Source organism: Pseudomonas sp. FYR_7, assembly GCF_043106155.1.
In the GTDB taxonomy this organism is placed as follows: Bacteria; Pseudomonadota; Gammaproteobacteria; order Pseudomonadales; family Pseudomonadaceae; genus Aquipseudomonas; species Aquipseudomonas parafulva_B.
This window is the reverse complement of the sequence record NZ_JBICMI010000013.1, coordinates 134,204-153,120: the sequence shown is the minus strand read 5'-3', so window position 1 is coordinate 153,120 and position 18,917 is coordinate 134,204. Positions and strand designations below refer to the sequence as shown.

General features: G+C 58.5%; 19 protein-coding genes and 2 pseudogenes. 9 read left to right on the top strand and 12 right to left on the bottom strand.

What is annotated here, in order from left to right:
• Window positions 1–68 precede the first annotated feature (68 nt).
• From ACF8R3_RS03045 to ACF8R3_RS03020, 6 genes are all read left to right on the top strand, one after another.
• Window positions 69–938 (top strand): LysR family transcriptional regulator, encoded by an 870-nt coding sequence (locus ACF8R3_RS03045; protein ID WP_392514926.1) that lies wholly within the window; start codon window positions 69–71, stop codon window positions 936–938.
• Window positions 939–1,103: 165 nt separating this feature from the next.
• A complete protein-coding gene (locus ACF8R3_RS03040; RefSeq protein ID WP_196121455.1) occupies window positions 1,104–1,520 on the top strand; it encodes a VOC family protein in 417 nt (138 codons plus the stop codon).
• A gap of 223 nt (window positions 1,521–1,743) precedes the next feature.
• Entirely contained in the window at window positions 1,744–2,409 is a 666-nt protein-coding gene (locus ACF8R3_RS03035) for an amino acid ABC transporter permease (protein ID WP_078478466.1), read from the top strand.
• Window positions 2,390–3,049: an amino acid ABC transporter permease gene (locus ACF8R3_RS03030; RefSeq protein WP_392514924.1), complete on the top strand. Its 660-nt coding sequence runs from the start codon at window positions 2,390–2,392 to the stop codon at window positions 3,047–3,049. The genes ACF8R3_RS03035 and ACF8R3_RS03030 overlap by 20 nt, the downstream gene beginning before the upstream one ends.
• Window positions 3,046–3,807 carry an amino acid ABC transporter ATP-binding protein gene (locus ACF8R3_RS03025; protein ID WP_145254863.1) on the top strand — a complete coding sequence of 254 codons (762 nt, stop codon included), beginning with the start codon at window positions 3,046–3,048 and terminating at the stop codon, window positions 3,805–3,807. The genes ACF8R3_RS03030 and ACF8R3_RS03025 overlap by 4 nt, the downstream gene beginning before the upstream one ends.
• Entirely contained in the window at window positions 3,804–4,637 is an 834-nt protein-coding gene (locus tag ACF8R3_RS03020; RefSeq protein WP_153302501.1) for a transporter substrate-binding domain-containing protein, read from the top strand. Before ACF8R3_RS03025 ends, ACF8R3_RS03020 begins: the two co-directional genes overlap by 4 nt.
• A 175-nt stretch (window positions 4,638–4,812) precedes the next feature.
• On the opposite strand, the gene ACF8R3_RS03015 is transcribed toward ACF8R3_RS03020, so the two are convergent.
• Window positions 4,813–4,983 carry a hypothetical protein gene (locus ACF8R3_RS03015; protein WP_178091252.1) on the bottom strand — a complete coding sequence of 57 codons (171 nt, stop codon included), beginning with the start codon at window positions 4,981–4,983 and terminating at the stop codon, window positions 4,813–4,815.
• 72 nt (window positions 4,984–5,055) lie between these two features.
• Here ACF8R3_RS03015 and ACF8R3_RS03010 point away from each other — a divergent pair, with 72 nt between their 5' ends.
• A complete protein-coding gene (locus ACF8R3_RS03010) occupies window positions 5,056–5,298 on the top strand; it encodes a hypothetical protein (protein WP_153008598.1) in 243 nt (80 codons plus the stop codon).
• 41 nt (window positions 5,299–5,339) lie between these two features.
• Here ACF8R3_RS03010 and ACF8R3_RS03005 read toward each other — a convergent pair.
• From ACF8R3_RS03005 to ACF8R3_RS02955, 11 genes and pseudogenes are all read right to left on the bottom strand, one after another.
• Window positions 5,340–5,633 (bottom strand): annotated as a pseudogene (locus ACF8R3_RS03005) (hypothetical protein).
• 594 nt (window positions 5,634–6,227) lie between these two features.
• On the bottom strand, window positions 6,228–6,593 hold the full coding sequence (locus ACF8R3_RS03000) for a LexA family protein (RefSeq protein ID WP_392514922.1): 366 nt from the start codon (window positions 6,591–6,593) through the stop codon (window positions 6,228–6,230).
• An 82-nt stretch (window positions 6,594–6,675) separates the two neighbouring features.
• The gene (locus ACF8R3_RS02995) at window positions 6,676–6,900 is read right to left on the bottom strand and encodes a hypothetical protein (RefSeq protein WP_059183926.1); all 225 of its coding nucleotides are present in this window, start codon (window positions 6,898–6,900) and stop codon (window positions 6,676–6,678) included.
• Between the two features lie 11 nt (window positions 6,901–6,911).
• A complete protein-coding gene (locus ACF8R3_RS02990; RefSeq protein WP_392514920.1) occupies window positions 6,912–7,406 on the bottom strand; it encodes a DUF2514 domain-containing protein in 495 nt (164 codons plus the stop codon).
• Window positions 7,403–7,849 carry a structural protein P5 gene (locus ACF8R3_RS02985; RefSeq protein WP_392514918.1) on the bottom strand — a complete coding sequence of 149 codons (447 nt, stop codon included), beginning with the start codon at window positions 7,847–7,849 and terminating at the stop codon, window positions 7,403–7,405. The genes ACF8R3_RS02990 and ACF8R3_RS02985 overlap by 4 nt, the downstream gene beginning before the upstream one ends.
• A gap of 59 nt (window positions 7,850–7,908) precedes the next feature.
• A complete protein-coding gene (locus ACF8R3_RS02980) occupies window positions 7,909–8,130 on the bottom strand; it encodes a hypothetical protein (RefSeq protein ID WP_197843745.1) in 222 nt (73 codons plus the stop codon).
• A gap of 39 nt (window positions 8,131–8,169) precedes the next feature.
• The gene (locus ACF8R3_RS02975) at window positions 8,170–9,069 is read right to left on the bottom strand and encodes a hypothetical protein (RefSeq protein WP_392514916.1); all 900 of its coding nucleotides are present in this window, start codon (window positions 9,067–9,069) and stop codon (window positions 8,170–8,172) included.
• Between the two features lie 352 nt (window positions 9,070–9,421).
• Complete coding sequence (locus tag ACF8R3_RS02970; protein WP_392514939.1) at window positions 9,422–10,240, bottom strand: DUF1983 domain-containing protein; 819 nt, start codon at window positions 10,238–10,240, stop codon at window positions 9,422–9,424.
• 3,594 nt (window positions 10,241–13,834) lie between these two features.
• A pseudogene (locus tag ACF8R3_RS02965) lies at window positions 13,835–16,753 on the bottom strand (host specificity protein J); the annotation flags it as partial.
• Between the two features lie 56 nt (window positions 16,754–16,809).
• The gene (locus ACF8R3_RS02960) at window positions 16,810–17,391 is read right to left on the bottom strand and encodes a tail assembly protein (protein ID WP_392514914.1); all 582 of its coding nucleotides are present in this window, start codon (window positions 17,389–17,391) and stop codon (window positions 16,810–16,812) included.
• A gap of 51 nt (window positions 17,392–17,442) precedes the next feature.
• Complete coding sequence (locus ACF8R3_RS02955; RefSeq protein ID WP_392514913.1) at window positions 17,443–17,787, bottom strand: hypothetical protein; 345 nt, start codon at window positions 17,785–17,787, stop codon at window positions 17,443–17,445.
• Between the two features lie 181 nt (window positions 17,788–17,968).
• On the opposite strand from ACF8R3_RS02955, the gene ACF8R3_RS02950 reads away from it, so the two are divergent.
• Both ACF8R3_RS02950 and ACF8R3_RS02945 read left to right on the top strand, forming a co-directional pair.
• Window positions 17,969–18,604, top strand: coding sequence for a hypothetical protein (locus tag ACF8R3_RS02950; protein WP_392514911.1), 636 nt, complete (start codon window positions 17,969–17,971; stop codon window positions 18,602–18,604).
• Window positions 18,601–18,888 (top strand): hypothetical protein, encoded by a 288-nt coding sequence (locus ACF8R3_RS02945; RefSeq protein ID WP_392514909.1) that lies wholly within the window; start codon window positions 18,601–18,603, stop codon window positions 18,886–18,888. The genes ACF8R3_RS02950 and ACF8R3_RS02945 overlap by 4 nt, the downstream gene beginning before the upstream one ends.
• Window positions 18,889–18,917 lie beyond the last annotated feature (29 nt).

Sequence of the window (18,917 nt, the reverse complement as noted above, 5' to 3'; positions counted from 1 at the left end):
ATCAATGCGAAAATGCACGTAATCGCAGCCCAGGGCTGCATATTTGCATCTTCAGGAAGCGCGCCACGATGAATTGGGATGACATACGCATTTTCCTCGCAGTGCACCGCGCCGGCACCCTGCGGGCTGCAGCCAAAGCTTTGGGCATCGACCAGACTACGGTCGGTCGGCGGCTGGCGGGGCTTGAGCAAACCTTGAGCAGCCGTCTATTCCTCCGCAGCACTGGGGGGCTGGCGTTGACGACCACCGGACAACAGCTCGTACAAAAGGCTGAGGAAATGGAGCGGATGGCCGTCTCCTTCGAGCGCCAGGCTGAAGGCAGCGACCCTCATCCGTCGGGTGAGGTGCGCGTCACCACCACCGATGCGCTGGCCGTTGATTTCGTCATACCCGCGATCGAGCAACTGCGGGCCACTCATCCTGAGGTGCGGGTCATTCTGACCACCACTACCCGGCTATTGGACTTGGGGCGCAGGGAGGCCGATGTAGCCGTGCGCACGGTACGCCCAGAACAACCTGACCTGATCGTGCGACGGCTGGCTCACTGGACTGTCGGACTGTATGCGACACAGCGCTACCTTGAATTGCGTGGGAAGCCAGAGCCTGGTAGCGCCCTGGTGGGGCATGACATCGCCCTCTACCAGAAAGGTGTAACCGAGCGTCAGGATGACACGCTGGCAGGAGAACCCAGATCCGCAGGCTGTGTTGTCGCGGAGCTGGACTCGAGCCTCATGCTGGCAACCTTCGTACGCGCCGGCCTGGCCCTCGGTGAGTTGCCGGAATACATGGCCCGGCGAGATACCAGTTTGGTGCGAATTTGGCCTGATCGTAAGCGGGCCACGCCATATGAAGCCTGGCTTGTGCTGCATCGGGACCTGGCGCACACGGCAAGGGTGAGGGTTGTAGTGGACGCAATCGTTGCGGCATTTGCCAAATGAGGGCTACATGAGCGCTACTTGGCGCAACACCGCATCGGCGGTCAGACTGAAGCTCGCTGGGGCAGGACACCGTAGTGTGAAGTTCGGCTTGGTGAGTGATGGCATTGCGTTTCTCAGATGAGCTGTGTGTAACTGCTGTCGATCAACAGGTCTTCTGGAGCGTTTATGTTCAGCCACATTCAGCTCGGTGCTCGGGACCTGCCGGCCATGATCAGGTTCTACGATGCCGTACTCGCCACCCTGGGGCTTGTCCGCATGCCCGACAACCACGATGGCGGCCCCTGCGGCGCTGGATGGCAAAGGCCGGACAGGGAATGGCCGCAGTTCTATGTGCAACTGCCATTCAACGGACTGCCTGCGACATGGGGCAACGGCGTGCAAATAAGCTTTGCCGCCAGCTCACAGGATCAGGTGCAGGCGGCATGGCGCACAGCGTTGGCGATGGGTGCTCAGGATGAGGGCGCACCTGGGTTGAGGCCGCAGTATGGGCAGGATTACTACGGTGCCTACTGCAGGGATATTGAGGGCAACAAGCTTTGTTTCGTACATGCTTGCGGGCTCGCCCACCCTGATGTCCCATGAAGCAGACGCTCCAGTCTAATACCCTCCTGAATGGCACCATCGCTCGGTACGCGCTAGGTGATGGCATATTGTTATTCATAAAAGATATTTAAGAAATTTCTTTTATTCCATTAGATTCTGACAGGTGACTTTGATGTAACAAGTCATTTCATCTACTGGGCTGTCACTGCGCACTACTAGGCAGCGGCCTATGACTTGGTCAACTTCCTGTCGGTTTCACATAATGAGTTTCGATGTTGCTTTCGCCCTGTCCACCTTACCCGCGTTCGTTTCGGCAGTCGGCGTCACATTACAAGTGGGGCTGATTGCCATCGTCACGTCACTCGGCGTGGCATCTCTAAACGCCGCGATTGTGATGTTCCGAGTGCCTGTGCTTCAACCGATGGTGCGGGTGTACGTTGAAATTGCACGGAACACGCCGCTGCTGATCCAACTGTTTTTCATCTACTTCGCCTTGCCCAGCATCGGCATACGGGTCTCTGGGTTCGCTTCGGCGATCATCGCCATGACCTTCCTCGGTGGCGCCTACCTCACGGAAATTCTGCGCGCGGGCATTGACGCCGTGCCTGCCGCCCAGATCGAGGCAGGTCTGGCCATTGGTCTGTCTCGCTGGCAGTTGCTTCGCCACGTCATCCTGCCGCAGGCCGGCATCCTCAGTACACCGGCGCTGTTCGCCAACTTCGTGTTTCTGCTCAAGGAAACCACAGTAGTGTCTGCTGTAGCGGTGCCGGAAATCCTCTACACCACCAAGAACTATATCGCCCTTTACTACAAGACCTACGAAATGCTTGCGGTCATGACGCTGCTCTGCGTTCTGCTGTTCGTCCCGCTATCGCTGCTGCTGCGTACGTTAGAAAGGAGGTTGCAACATGGCCAGTTCGGGCATTGATCTGTTGTGGGTGTCCGCGCCACAACTGGCGATCGGCATAGGCCGCACACTAGGAATCTCGTTGCTGGCCATAGTGTTCAGCAGCTTGGGCGGGATGCTCTACGGCGTAGTGCGCAACTTGCAGGTGCGCTGGATCGACGTTGTGCTGATCGTCTACCTGGAGATGTTCAGGGCCATACCGGTGCTGGTCTGGCTTTACCTGTTTTTCTTCGGTATGCCGATCTTTCTGGGATGGAGTATTTCGGGATTTTGGTGCGCTGTGCTGGTGCTGTCGCTATGGGGCGCTTGCGAAGTGGGTGAGGTGGTCCGTGGCGCGCTACGCTCCCTACCCCGCGGCCAACGTGAGGCGGGCCTGGCGATCGGCCTGAACCTGCCGCAATTATACGTCAAAGTGCTCCTGCCCCAAGCCTTGCGCAGAATGACGCCCCCGCTGATCAACGTGTTCACGCGGCTGATCAAGACAAGTTCGCTGGCAGTGCTGATTGGCGTGGTGGACGTGATCAAGATCGGGCAGCAGATCATCGAGCGTACTTATGAATCGGTGCTGATCTACGGGTTTCTCTTCGCATTCTTCTTTCTGGCCTGTTATCCGCTGTCAGCCGCGTCGCGTGTGCTCGAACGGCGATGGAATCACTCATGACTGCATTGATCGAACTGGCGGGATTCTCCAAGAACTTTGGCAGTAATCCGGTTTTAAACCATATCGACCTGTCCGTTCGTGAGGGTGAGGTGGTGGTGATTCTCGGCCCCAGCGGCTGCGGCAAAAGTACCTTGCTGCGCTGCCTGAATGGCCTCGAACTGGGTCACGCGGGAACATACCGCTTTGCTGGACGCCAATTGCCCGGCAATGGCGGTTGGCGTGCGGTGCGCCAAGAGATAGGCATGGTATTTCAAAGCTATCACCTGTTCCCGCACATGACCGTGCTTGACAATATTTTGCTGGGCCCTGTCAACGTACAAAAACGCCCCGTTCACCAAGTGCGCGCCCAGGCCGAAACGCTGCTTGCGCGGGTTGGACTGCTGGACAAGCGCGATGCCTGGCCCCGCGAGTTGTCTGGCGGTCAGCAACAACGAATCGCGATTGTTCGTGCCCTGTGCATGCACCCGAAGGTCATGCTGTTCGACGAGGTCACTGCCGCCCTCGACCCGGAAATGGTCAAGGAGGTGCTGGAGGTGATTCTGGACCTTGCCGACAGTGGCATGACGCTTTTGATCGTCACGCATGAAATGGCCTTTGCCCGTGCAGTGGCTGACCGGGTCCTGTTCATGGACGGCGGTCGTATCACTGAACAGAGTACCCCTGAAACATTCTTCAGCTCCCCGCAGACCGCACGCGCGCAGCAGTTTCTGGAGAAGTTTTCCTATGTAGAAAATCTGCCCAAGAGGAATGCATCGTGAAACTAAAATCTGCCCTCGTTTTTCCACTGCTGGCTGTCGGTCTGCTAATCGGCAGCGCCGCTGCCCACGCTGAAGGGTATCTGGATAAGATAAAAGCTCGGGATAAATTGATCGTAGGCGTATTCAGCGACAAGCCCCCCTTCGGTTTTGTCAACGAACAAGGCGATTACGTTGGCTTCGACACGGACCTTGGCCGCCGCTTTGCAAAGGATCTGCTGGGCGATGAAAAAAAGATCGAATTCGTCGTGGTAGAGCCAGCTAGTCGCATTCCGTTTCTGCAAAGCGACAAGGTGGACTTGATCCTGGCCAACATGACCGTGACGCCCGAGCGCGCTCAGGTAGTGGATTTCACCAACCCTAACCTGCGTGTGGCGGTGCAGGCATTGGTACCGGAGAAAAGCACGGTCCAACGCCTGGATGACCTGGCAAGCAAAACCGTCATTGTGACTGCAGGAACAACTGCTGACGTGTGGCTGACGAAAAATCACCCGGACTGGAAGCTGCTCAAGTTCGAGAAAAACTCTGAATCCTTGCAAGCGCTGGCAAATGGTCGCGGTGACGCCTATGCGCAAGACAACCTGGTGCTGTTCGGATGGGCCAAGCAGAACCCGGGCTATCGCCTATTGCCGCAGAAACTAGGCGACGAAGCGCCGATCGCGCCAGCGGTGAAAAAGGGCAATGCCGAGCTGCAACAGTGGGTCAATACCGAACTGGCGAGCCTGGGCAAGGAGAAGTACCTGCTCAAGTTGTATGATCAGTACGTGCGTGCACAACTGGCGGCCGATACCGATCCTGCTGCGGTGATTGTTGAAGGCGGTGACTGGAAGTAAGCCGTTCGAAGGTGGCAGGCTTGCCTGCCGCCTTGGACATCACTAAGCACTCGGCACCACAGCCGACATTCCTTGCAGACTGCTTGATTTGGTGGCAACTGAAGCGCCGGCGGTGAAGCCTGCGCGTGGATCTATCTGGTCTGCAAGAAGCCAGTATTCACCCGCTTGCAAGCCTTCATGAACGCCGACGATACCCGGCGATCAATAATGCCATCCCAGGCACCAGCATCCCCACTGCAGTGTAGCCAAAAGCGGCCTGCCCCGATGCGCCCACGGCGGCAAACGCCGCACCTACGGCGAGCAGCGGCATTGCAGCGAAGTAAAATGGTTTGGCTACCTTGCTCATATCGAACCTCCTGTTTGCAATTATCTGTGTGGGCATCCAAGCTTACATGCACGTGTATTCGGCAGGGTAGCCATGCTTGCGCACCTGCTTCAAACCAATGTGCAACTGACTGGTCAAGTCCACCGAGCTCTCGATTCAACGCTGATCGCCAACCTCATATTTTGGTCGGGCAAGCGCTCAAAAGAGCTGATGCGCGATGTACTTGGCAAAACGCTCAAGCCGGGATGTGGTTTTGGCGGACTCACCAAGTGGGGGGTTAGGCTCAAGTTCATTGATAAATCAAAAGACAATCCGCCCACTTCGCGCTGCGCTTGATTCGAAGGGCTAAGATCGCAGTCGATTAGCCAGATAACCTTTCACGCAGAGCCTAGCTGATCAAATTCGCCATTCTGATCGATGGCTATACCGCGTGCCCGACCTACCCCCCAAGCCAAGGCTCTGGTCATGGATTCTCCGGGTCGAGTTGAACGCATCTTCCAGGATCGGTAAGCCTCCTGAGGCGTAAATGCCTATGAACAATTGAGTGCTGCCTGTGCGCGAGAGACATACCTGCACATCAATGTATGTACCGTCGTTCAACACTTCTTCGTGTACTCGGTGATGGAGATTCACATCAGCCATCCCCAATAAACGCTGCCACGGCGCCGCATACCAGCCTCCTCCGACTTAAGTCGTACTCGAATGGTGAACCTAGAAGGTAGCTCTCTGTCTGGATGGCGCAACTTCAAAGCGGTATTACAGGAAAACACCTGACGACCGGCTCATTTACCCATACGCGCCCGACACCCCGTACAGCTATAAGCACGGTACTCGCCGGCCCGCTGGTCACAGGTGACCGCAATTCACACCTAGATTATCCAGGCATTCCCAAATTGCCACTGCCCAAGGCTTAGAGGCAGCAATGAACTGTCGGCCACAGGTTCGTGCGTGCCTGTGCTAACTATTTTGAAGAGGAGGCAGGCGTAACAACCTAAGAAGTTACGTAAAAGTCACGCACATGAAAAAGGCCACCCCTTTCGGAAATGGCCTAAGTCACTGAATATAATGGTCGGGACGGAGTGATTCGAACACTCGACCCCTTGCACCCCATGCGTGCAGTTTAGACATAAAGCCTTACGGATCAAGGCCTTGAGCGGTCGCTCGCTGCAAACGGTGCCGCACTGTGCCATACCCGATTCAACAATCCCCCGAAAATCTCCCCTCGGGCTTTTGCCTGTCTCCGGCGTTCTGCCGACCCGAATTTCCTACCCCGCAACACGATCATGATCCCGAATGCTAAACCGGACCACACCCCACACCTCAAACGTATCCCCCTCCATGATGTACCGCGACGGGTACTTTGGGTTTTCCGATCGCAGGACCAGCACACCATGATCACGGCACATGCGCTTGCAGACCGGCTCGCCGTTCACCGCCGCAATCACGATGTCGCCGTGCTTAGCCTCGACGCTTCGATCAACGACCAGCAGGTCACCGGAGTACATCCCGATACCCTGCATGCTCTCGCCCTCGATCTTGACCAGGTAGGTCCAGGGCGCACGCACCTGCATCAGATCGTCCAGGCTGAGCTGAGGCATGTCGTCGATTTCGAAGTCAAGGGCGGTATTCATTGGCGGGGCCTCCATACTGTATGAATGAACAGTATGGTAGTGACCTGTAATGTGGCCGGCAACTGCCGACAGGCGGGGCGTGTTAGTGCAGCGGGGGCAGTTTGTTGCCCATCAGCTTGGAGACGGTGCGAAGCTGGTAGTCAGAAACCGCTTGGGCCAAGGACTCGGAATGCAGCCGCAGACGCTCTACCTCCTCGGCCGGCGCGCCATAGTCTCTGGCCTCCCAGTACCGTTTGAGCGCTTCCATCGACTGCTCGATCAGCGGTTCGCCTGCCTCAACGGCAGCGGCAAATTCATCCTTGTCCATCGGGAATACCCTTATTTGGTCAGGGCATTATAGGACGCCTCGCACAGTTGTCCCGCTATTCGGGCTTGGTCATAAGTCTTCGCCAGCTCTCCCGCTCGAGCATCAGCCCGTGCGAGCAGGTCGGAGAGCACCATGGCGGCGCGGGTGGCTGCCTGGCCTCGGGCGACAGCGGCGGTATCCGCGCCGGGGCAACTGACGGCGGCGGCGAGCTTGGCGCCTTCGTTGCGCAGCCGCTGGCCAGCAGCATCGGCGCCAGCAGCGCCAGCACTCGCAATAGATCTTTCCTCATGACCATGGGCTCTCGCCTCCTCCTGCGCCTGGGCGCGTTGATGTTCTTGCTGACGAGCGCCACGCTCACCGATCACCTCGGCAAGACGGTCGCCGCCATCGCGCTGGGCCGAGGCTTGGCCGGCCTGCGCCTGCTCTACACTCCGACCGTGCTCGTAGGCGCCCCAGTGGCTGGCCACCAGGACCACGGCAGCCGCCAGGCCGACCCAGGGGCTCATGCCAGGGCCCGCCTGATACCCTCATCAATCAACGAGGACGGATACGGGTTACTGCCGTTCTCGTGCACGATGATGCCGACCACCAGCTCGCGCAGGATCTGCGGCCTGGAGATGTCGATCGAGTCGCGCACACCGACGCCCAGGCGCTTGGCGATGGCCTGGGCATAGGCATTGGTGTCGTTCTCGCTCGCCGGCGCCCAGCGGTTGATGAACTCCAGCGGGGTGTCGATACCAGGCCGGCCAACACCGGGCATCCCATCCTTGCCCCGGTAGTTGAGCAGCAGCTTGCCCAGGGCGCGGATGCCGTTCTCTGGATGGTCGAAGCGGGCGAAGCGCGGCTTGGCCACGCCTACCTCCAGGCCCAGCTGGCCTTGCCAGGCATTGCGCGGGTTGTAATCGATGTTCCCAGGGTTGTTATTGCGGACACCGCGGGGTGTAGTCATAGGTTTTCTCCAGGCGAAAAAAAGCCCGCGCTTGGCGGGCTTGAGTTGAACGAGGCCGATTACGCGGCCGGGGCTTCTGGCTCCGGCGCGGCTGCGGGTTCCTTCGCAGTGATCGATACCTTGGCGCTGTAGTCCTTCAGTACCTGGGCCACGCAAACCTGCGCGGTCGGGAACTGGTTCAGAATCTCGCGAGCGCGGGCGTCGGCTTCTTCCTGAGTGGCATAGCGGGTTTTGTTGGCCACGTCATAGTCATTGGCTAGGTTGATTGTTACGTATGGCATTGGATTGCCCTCCAGGGCTTATTGATAAAATATTTGCTTCTAGCGAAACGGATAAGGGTATTGACTAGTTTTGATTACCAGAGCGCTTGGGTTTCTATCTCGAGGAATATCGAACCAGATATTGGCGTTGTTGGTAAGGCCTCTCCTTGTAGTCGTAGGAGCGGGAATAAAGAAAAATCTTACTTTGCCGTCAGAGGTGCCACCGCATCCCTCCTGCATACCCATCACACTGCCTGGCCCGTTACTGACACCTTCGGTGCTGCCCCCAACAGGAGAACCTGATCTCCAAACAACGCCTCCTGATCTTGAAAACGTCAGATGCGCTGCTATCTCTTCATTGAAAACTGGGACCGTGCCAATTCCCTTTAGATACGGGGTGTAAGTTCCGAGCCCGCTGAATACTTCTTCCGTAGTCCCGTTTTTGAAAGCATTCCATTGCTGGTTGGGCTGCGGCATGTTTTCCGTACCGGGGATAATATCGTCCAAGGGAGGTGCCGCCACAAGCGCTGCGATGTTAAGAGGTGGCATACCGCTGGTGAACGTGAGCACGCCGGTGTCCGAATAGCAATTCAGGCCAGATGAATCACCTACGTCTCTCATGAGGTCGAAAACGTACGCCTTTGTTTCCGGGGTAGTCCCATAAAAAAGTAACGTGCGCGCATTGCCTGACACCATTTCACCGCATCGCGATCCGTCGCCTACTAAAAAAACAACAGGTGAGATGCTGTCGTAGACAGTGATACCGGTGATGGGCTGCTTGGGTATGTCCTCCCTCCAGCTGCTTTCCTCGTTCGGATTCAGGTCCAGGGATTTGTATAGGTACCTAGGCCACACATCCACCACATTGAGAGGCCCGCTTTTGAGCAATCCATAACATATCAAATTGGTGTCCCAGAGCAGCTCACCATTGTCTTTGAAGGCCTGCATCCCAGAAGCCATAGTCACCTCAATAGTAGCCGTAAAAGATTCTGCAATTTGCTGAGAACTGCCCGAACCATGTGCTGTGCTGATAGACCCAACTTATGGTATCTCCAGAAATTGTCACACCTGGCTTTTTCCCTCTCCATTTATTAGTGTCTTGCAGTGAAACTATGTAGTAAAAGCGGTTCTTACCTGCAGGCATCGGTGGCATTGCTGCCGCCCCATTTACGGCGTTAGTGTCAAGGTATCCTTGGTGCAAACTAAACACTGTAGCCATGTTGACGATAAGTCGCCCCGCAGGGTCATACACTTCAAGGCCTGCGGCCATAGCTTCTCCAAAATAGTGGCGGGCCGAAGCCCGCTATTCATATCACCAGATCCCCATCCTCACACGCCGCACACCATCGACAATAACATCGATGCCGTTTACATCCATCAGCGTATATGTGTTGATCCTGGTCGGATGACGGATGATGATTTGAGCTGTTCGCGTAATCATCTGTATCACTGGCAGTCCCTGAGCGTTCAGCCAAGACGAGTTGATATCAGCTGACACCAATGCGTTTTGGACAGACAACTTGGACACAAACGCCTCATTGATGAATACCTGCCCGCCTTGAATGGAGAACGGGTTCACAAATCCATTGCCGCTGGGATTCAAGACCGCAAACTTGTCCGCCATCACAGCGAACGTTGACTGCAGCACGCCACCACTATTTTCGACGCCAAGACCGAAGCCTGCAGCGACGTATTGCCCACCTGCGGTCACCTGGAGCTTCACGGAGTACGAGGCGTTGACCTTCCCATTCAGCTCGGTCTGGGCCTTGCTGACCTGTTGCACAGCGGCGTTTGTGCTGCCCAGGGAAGACTGGGTGTTCTGAATTTGCTGGCTCAATGAGCCGTCAGCATCAGAGCGGGCCTTGGCTTCGTTCTGGATCGCGGCGTTTGTGTCGCCTACGGAGGTGTACAGCCCGTCGGTGCGCTTGGCCTCGGATTCAATCTTGGCTCCCTGCTGTATTACCTTGGAATCCAGCGACGACAGCGCGCGGCTCGACGCCGAAGGCGCGACGCGGCCAATCGCGATCCAGTCCACATCGAAGATATCGCTAGAGGTGGCCCCCAGGTCAATACGGATACGATCGATGACGCTGCTGATCCAGTCAGTCCCTCCCGCACTGAGGTTCGCCATGTCCCACTCGAGAATCGTGCTCGCGCCCACTGCCAGTCCTGGGTTAGCGATGGTCTTTCGATAGCCACTGGCAAAACCATGGTCCTTGGTCGAGTAGAACAACTGCCCGTCCCATCCCGAACCACCACGTCGAGTTATCGCGACACGAATGCGCGTGTACGCACTGCCCTCAATGGCGAGACCGGCCGCGCTTATGAGTTGCGGGTCATTGCCTGTAGAACTGATGGTCACGAAACCAGCGCCGAGCGTGATATTCGCACCCTGGCAATACCACCCATCTAAGGCCCCATCGAAGTGCCAAAGCGCTCCAGGTGCAGGATCCAAACCCGCTGCACCCAACCCACTGGTCACAGTTGCGAGGTTATTGCGTAGATCAACCAATTGGCCCGATTGTGACGTGAGGCTGTTTTCGGTTGCAGACACGCGACCTGAAATAGCCTCCACAGCGGAAGCGGACGCTCTGGTGGCAAGGCCGTTGACGGGGCTGTTGACGCTGGTCTCCAGCTGAGTAGTTCTGCCGGCTACTGCCGTTATTGCCGCACCTTGCTGCTCAACGCTGGAGTTGAGACCGTCGATGGCCTTACTGTTGGACGAAACATCGGCACCTAGCACTTGCCCGTTATCCGACCATCCTGAGGCGCGGGCACCGTGTTCCATCTGGGGGCGCGCTATCTCTATGAAACCGCTGCTGACCGCGCCGGTTGCGCTGAACACGCGATAGTAGACGTTGCACTCAACCGCCCCAGCAGGAGCTACCCCGGAGTATTCGATACGCTTTGATGACGATGTCAACGACGCCAATGCACCGGCTGGCGCACTGATTGCTACTCCCGAGGCATTCAGCCACTGCAGATAGATCCGGCACGCTAAACCTGCTGTACCGCGCATGTAGGCAGAGGCCGTAAACACCTCCCCCTCTGCGACCTTTGGACGTTTTATCACTGCTCCGCTGGAGGCTGGTCGCAACGACTTGTAGCCGGTTGGCGAGGTTCCCGACGTTGTGAGTCCCGAAGGCACCTCAATCCGCTGTGCTTTTTCCCCAGAATTGAGCCACGACGGAATGAGCGTGTCGATTGAATTCACAGAGCCTTCGACCTGCCAGCCCTCGGCCGCACCATTCAAGCCTGCGAATTTGGCCATTGCCGGGTTGTAGAAAAGGTTTTCACCACCTACATCGCCAATACTGTTTTCAAGCTGAGCGATTGAGCTTGAGGCGCTGGTCAGCCCTTGCTCATTTTTTTCGACTCGACCAGTGAGCGCTGTGGTAGCCGCCGCGTTGGCGGCAATGTTGTCAGCATTGGCTTTGCCGTTATCGCGCCAGCCGGTCAGGGTATTACCCTGCTCTAGCTGCGCCATGTCGAAGTCAACGAAGCCTGTCGTGAGCGTCGATCCCGCGTTAGAACGGATCCGGTAGAGCACGTCGACACGAACGGATCCGGTGGGCGCGAGTGCCGATACCAGTAACGGGCGCTGATAGCCGGGATTGAGCGCCAAGTTGGCTGGCCCGTTGGTGCTCAGCGTATTGCCGGCTGCATCCTTGAACTGTAGATAGATCTGCAAAAGCAGGCCTGTGTTACCACGTACATAAACGGACGCGGTGTACGCCCTCCCTTCAAACGCAGGGGGCTGGCGGTCGGCCAGTGGCACGAAGTCCACATACGTCGCACCGGATCCCGCCGCCAGACCAGATACCTCGAGGCGCTGACATTTGCCCTCTGCCCCCAAGTCGGAGTTGCGGAGCGTAGGCGCCACCACCACCCCAGCCGTATACCGCCAGTACCAGCCTGCGGCTATGTTGGAATTGGCGGCAGATGGACTGTCAAACGACGGGTTGAACAGCAGATTTTCCGAGCCCGACGAGGCGATAGAGGCGTCAATTCGGGTTATCGACTGTCCAGCGGCGGTTATGTCCTTACCGTGCTGCTCGACCGTGCTTCCGAGGCTGGCCAGCGCGCTTGCATCAGCCTTGCCGCCCAACTGATTCAAAGCGTTTTGCGCAGCTGCGGCCGCATCGGTGGCCACCTTGTCCGTCACAGGCGCCCAAGTGCTGCCGTTCCAGCGCTTCGGCGTATTGGCGTTGCCAGTGGTGTCGATCCAAAGATTTTGGGCAGCCTGGTCAGCCGCTGCCGGCGTCGAAGACTGCACCAGCACCTTGCCTTTGCTGCCGGCCAAGTTTGATGCAGCCTGGGCCGCCTGCTGAGCGGTTGCCACGTTGCCGTCGGTGATCTTCAAGCTGTTGGTGAGACTGGTCACCTGCTCGCCCGAAGACTTGAGCCCCTGCTCGGTTTTCTCTACCCGCGCGCCCAGGCTGGTGACAGCTTCGGCGGACACATCGGCCGCTGCCAGGATCGACGGCTGATAGGCCGTGGCCACCGTACCTTCCTGCAACTGCACGTTGTCGACCTCTGCCCAGATGGTGGCGGCAGTGCTCGAATCGTTGAAAAGGCGGCAAGCGTACACGTTGACCTGCGTGGCATTGGCAGGAGCCGTGCCGGTGAGCGTGTAACGGGTGAAATTCTCGCCCAGCACCGGCTTATCGGACGTTGACGGGGCAGACAGCACCCCGCCTGCCGCATCAAGGAACTGCAGATACATGCGCAAGAAGCCCGGTGCACCCGACCCGCGCGCATAGACGCTCAAGGTGTACGAAGCCCCTGCCGTAACCTTGACCCGCGCCCGACCGTCGGCAGGGCTCGAAACCACCTCGATGTAGCTCCCGGCCCCGACGCTTGCGCTGATGCGCAGAGCGTTGAGGCTGCTGGTCAACGGCGAGGGCACAAAGGCCCGCGCAGCCGCGCCAGATATCGCCCAATGCCGCGGCCTGCTGCCATCGGCAACCAACTCCTCGTACGAGCTGTTGGGAAGCAGGTTCTCGCCGCTGAGCGACGGCAGACTCGCCTCGATCTTGGTCAGGGACGTGCCTTGAGCCGTCAGGCTCTGGCCCTGCTGGGCAACTGTGTTGCTGAGCGATTGGACGGTCGAGGCCTCAGCCTTCTTGCTTACGCTGTCGGTCAGCGAAGTCAGGGCCTGGCTCTGCGAGGTCAGCTGCTGATCCTGGGCTTTGTCCTTGTCTTCGGTCGCCGTCACACGGCTGGTGACCTGCTGCAATGCCTGAGAACTGGCCTTGCCGTCGATGCTGGTCTGCATGCCGTCCATGCGGGTGGCTTGCGATGTAAGCTTGCCCTCGGCATCGCTGACGCGGGTGGTCAGGCTGCTGACTACCGAAGCGTCGGCCTTGGTCTGTGCCAGGGCCAATGCGCCAGCGGCCGCGGCTGCAGCATCTGTTGCCACCTTGTCCGTTACCGCTACCCAAGCAGAACCGCTCCAGCGTTTCGGGGTGTTGGCATTGCCAGTGGTGTCGATCCACAGGTTCTGCGCCAAACGATCAGCGACAGCAGGCGCTGCCGACTGAACGATGACCTTGCCCTTCCCGCCCGCCAGCGTGGCCGCATCCTGCGCGGCCTGCTGGGCAGCCGAGACGTTGCCATTGGTGGTGGTCAGGCTCGATTGCAGACCGCTGATCTGAGACGCCTGAGCGGTCACCTTGCCATCGAGCGTCGACACATCGGTCTCGACCTTGGAAACGCGCGCAGCCATGCCGTTGGCAGTCACCACCGCCTGGCCAACGTCGGTCCAGTAGGTGGCGTTCGGCGGTGGCGTGTTCAGCGGTACCGCTTTCAGGGCCTGGTACAACTTGCCGTCGCTGCCCAGGGCGCTCTGCCCCACGCTGTAGGCCTTGTCCTTGCGATACGGCAACGAGCCGGCCAGGGCCGAGACGTTGGCGATCTGCTGCTGCAGGTCGGCCTTGGCCGCCGCCACGTCACCACTCACAGCGGTGATCTGCTGCTGCAAGTTGCCCTTGGTGGTGCTGAGGGCGTTGTTTACGTCGCTGATCTGCTTGGCCAACTCGGTCTTGGCGGTTCCGATCCGCTCGTTGACCGAACCCGGGCCGTTTCCATCAATAAGCGCGATTTTCTCGATCTTGCTCGTGAGTTCCTTGCCCAGCTCACTCTCGGTGATCTGGTTCTTGATCTGCTCGAGGATCGGGCTGGCATCTGCACTTGCAATGCCGGTAACCACGGTCGGAGCCACAGGGAAGAACGGCCCCGCATTGCCGGACCGGTCCACGAGGCGCGCCCAGAAGAAGAAGCGCTGCCCCGCGCGCAGGCCCTGCATGACGTGCTCGCTCTGCGGGTAGGCCAGATCGGCAAGCTTGGTTGCCGCGCCGAGGTCGGTGCCTTCGCTGTACCACAGTTCGGTACGCTCGGTGTCTTCCGCGCCGGCAGGCAGCCCCCACTTGATCCCGATACCGAACAGCAAGCTCTCGGTGGTCAGGAACGTCACCGCCGGCGGCAAACCTTCCTTGCCGTTCAGCTGGGTCAGGTCCGAGCTTTTCCAGATCGAGGTGATATCGAACGCGCTCACCGAACGGACGCGGGCCAGGTACGCGCCGGCGTAGATACCGACCACGTCCACAGACGCGGCACCAGTGCGCTGCAAGCGGATCCAGTTGCCATTGTCCTTGCGCCACTCAACATCGTAGGCAACGGCGCCCGCCACTGCCGGCCAGGCGATGGTCATGGTGCTGACCGCGATGCCCTGGTCGATCATGTGGCCGGACGACAGCGATACGCTGGCCGGAGGCGCCACGGTGGTCACCGGGATGACGCTGATCGGGCGCTCGTCCAGCTTCGCACCGGTGTCGATCGCAGGGAACTTGCTCGGGTTGAACTCGAGCGCGGTGATTTCGTAGTTGCCCTCCTGGGTGCGGGTGGTCTTGAGGACCCGGAACAGCTGAACTGCCAGGTCGTCGTAATCGATCGCCCACTGCAACTCAGGCTCAGGCTGCAGGCTGTACTCAGTGGTGACGGTCACCGCCCGGCCCGCGACGGAGTGCACGGTCCGCGCCTGGGCGGTACCGTTGGGCAGGTTCACGATCAGCCGGTCGCCGGCCTTGATCGGGGTGTCACGGTCCAGTGTCACGACGCGGCCAGCGGCGGAGGAAATGCGCCCGCCGTTTGGGCGGCCTGCTACCAGCTCGTCCGCCACGGGAATGACGAACCCAGGCAGCGGAATACGGCCCTCCATGCCGGTCTTGAACGTAACGGTACGATCCTGGCTATTGCTCAGCAGCGCCCATTTACCGCGGCGCTGGGCCTCGGATGCCCGAGTGCAGCCAATCGCCGACAGCTCGATTGGGCGATCTCGGTACCGGCGCTGCAGCGCGTTGTCGGTCACCGGAATAACGTCGGTGTCGTAGTTGTTGGCCGGGTTGTCGTAGCCGACCAGGGCGCGGCTGTAGTGCGTGCTGCGCTCGGCCCCGCCATAAACGAACTCACCATCGATCACGTTCGACCTGGTGAAAACGTAGTCGATGTCCTGCGCACGCGGCATGTCCGCCTGCATGAACAGCGAACCGTGAGCCCAATACACCATGCCCCGATAGATCGCCGACAGGTCGCGCAGCAGCGTCCATGCCTCGGCACGGCCCTGCAGGTTCATGTCGCAGAGGAAGCGCGGCTCCTGACCGCCCACACCGTCCGGCACAAGCTGGTCGCAGTACTGGGCGATGCGATACATCTCCCACTTGTCGACCATCCACGGCTTGATGCGCTTGCCCAGGCCGAAGCGGTCTTCCACGCACAGGCCATAGGTCACGAAGGCAGGGTTGTTGGTCCAGGCCAGCTTGAACGTGCCGTCCCAAACACCGCTGTAGGTGCGGGTGATCGGGTCATAGGTGCTCGGTACCGGCCAGCGCTTGGCCTTGCACTTCACCGTCACCGCCGGGATGTTCTGGAACTGCTGGGCATCGAACTCGATGTACAACAAGGCCGTATTCGGGTACCGGATCTTCTGGTCAATGATCTCGGTGTAGCCCGCCACGGTCATGGTATCGGCCACGGTACCGCTGTTAGCGTTCGGCGTGAGTCGGCGCACACGCAGCATCCACCCGGATGTTGCCTTGGGCAGATTCACACGCACCGAGCGCTGGTAGCCGTTGGTGGATTTGCCATCCACGGCGCCCAGGTGAGCTTCGACATAAGCGCCACCGTCTGTAGCGATATCGATCGCGTACTCGATGCGATAGCCCCTGGTGTCGCCATTACTCTCCTGCTTGGCCAGGCGCGGCCAGGACATGCGCACGCGAACAGCCGAGAGCTGGGTGTTGCTCAGGGCGCGCGTGAACGGATTGTCACTGCGCAGCTCAACGTTGACGGAGGTTTCGTTCTCCACCGATGGGATGCCCTGGATGTAACTCTGCTCAACGGAGCCCGGGCGCCATTCCCATTTCACACTTGGGAAGTTCACATTGCCGCTGGCATCAGCGATCGGGGTGTTGTCGAGGTAGATGTCCCGGTCGGTGGGCACCCCATCGAATTCGCCTTCGCCTACTGCCAGCAGAATCTTGGCGATGTTCGTCGAGCGCAGGCTGTCCGGCGACTCTACTGCCTGCTTCGGCTGGCTCTCGCCGCCTTTGGCGCCGACAATTTCCAGGTGATCTACTGGGCCCATGCTTTCCTCCGGGCGAAAAAAAACCGCCAACTGGCGGTCTGTTCATTCTTTTGGTGCTATGCCTTGTCCTGCGCCTCAATCGAGGCGGAGATGATCGCCCCACCCCAGCGTCGTTCGCCGATGCAGATCGGGACGGGGTTGCCGCTGGCTGTAGTGTTCTTGGCGCTGCCGAAGGCGTACGACGGTAGGTTTTCCGGCGCCGCACTTTGGGATAGGCCCTTGGCCTGGGGGCTGAGCATTTGAATGACGCCGCCAGCAACGAGTGCAATACCTGGTGCTGCAGCAGCCTGAAAACCTGGGATGAAAGACACCACGATGAGAATGGCGCCGATGATTGTTTGGAGCAGCCCGGCGCGCTTTCCGCCATGTACGACTGGGACGATTCTCAATTCCTGGACTCCCCCCCTGTCGAAATCTGACTCGCTCACGTTTTTCCCGTTACGGAAAATAGCGAATCTCATCCCAAGCCGATCCAGTCGTTTAACCTCTTCCTCGAAACCAGGAATGGTGACCTTTAAGGCCTTGAACGCTTCCCAAGCCTTCCCTGTGTCAAGGACCTTCGAGTGCAGCCTCCCAAACTTCTGCGCCAGTGATCCAGAGAGTTTGATGTTCACATGATGCTGAGCGAATGCCGACATGATTCCTCCAGGCGTAAAAAAGCCGCCCGAAGGCGGCTGTATTCTTGGAAGCTACAAGCAATCTCTCGCAGCTTTTTCGATGGCGCTTCTACCGAGACCTGGGCTCCAGGCCATCCTTTGCTTGAGAGTCACAGCACTGCCAGAACCCGACTTGCGGATATCAAGCAGCTCATCGGTCATATTGCTCTGGGCAACCCAGAGTCGGTAACCGTCTGAGGTTTCAACCATCGCCGAGTCAGCGCGTGCTGCCTGCCACTTTGGGAAAACACAAAGCGCGTATGTCTTTGGGTCTTTGGGGGTGGCCGCGGCGATCGTTGGCTCGTTTTTCTCGAGATCCGCTGGCGAGACACACCCCGCCAGCAAAGCCACCGCCAACGCCCCGATAAAAATTCGCATGTGATCCCTCCTTGAAAACCGCGACTGTAGCAGCCTGGCTGGCCAGACATCCAGGGTGGATGAAAGGCCAGTAACAGCTGAAGCCCAATGAGTAGTAGCGTTCGCAAGATTCCAGAGTGCACATCAAAAGTGCGCAACTCAACATCCTCGGTATTCAGCAAACCTAGTCAAGGGAGTGGCCATGTCGTCAGATGAAGATGAACTGCCCGGGGAGGACCTGGTACGCTTCGCGCGCCGGATTGGGCTTGAACGCGCAGCGCCTGGCCGATATAGCGCGCTGTTGTCGTTGAATCTACTTGGGGGCTACCTTGCAGAGATTCAGGATCCTCTAAAAATAGTCAGGGAAATAGAGCTTCTGGAGGCAGGTCAGCTTGGCTCTCAAAAGGCGCCGATACAAAACCGGTACCCGCCTCTAAAGGGGCTCTGGCATAAGCACTACATGCAAGATGGTATGGCATCACTTGCACAGAATGTCAAAAAGGGACTCAATCGGTACAAGGTCCCCCTCTTCGATAAAATAGTCAAAGAAGCTCATGAAGCCGGCGAAGAGCGGTTTCTGGAGCCTCATGAGATCGAAGCTATCATTGACGATGCTGTGAGCGGCAACAGGAGGCGCCTGGCGGAAAAGCAGGCTCTGACTGGTGAGTGGTTAATGTTTGCTAAGCATGAAGGCCAAAATTATTACCTGACAATCGCAAATCATCGCACCGAGACCCACCAAAAGGTTCGCAGCCAAATCGAGCAAATTTGCTTTATCGAATTCCCGTTCCTCGAAGCCTTGTTGCACGAGGCAGAAAACCCCGAAGGATCACTATGAGTCACATCAAAGCCCGCGTCGAAGCTCTTCAGGAGCTAGTGGACGAACTCAAAAACGCGAAGACGCTCATCGACCGCGCGTCACTTTACAGCGCCATACGAGGCTTGGTTGAGGATCTGGATAGTGACACGCATCTCAACGGCTATGCCAAAGAAAAAGCTGCAGGCGTTAGATGGCATGCGGCCGCTGCGCTCGGCTTCGATGAAACAAACGGTCATACCTCCGAAGCACACCGAGTTTGGGCACTAGGTGAGATGATCACCCTCAAATCTGCGTACGAATAACCGCCGCTCCGGCCCTAGGTAGGGCACAC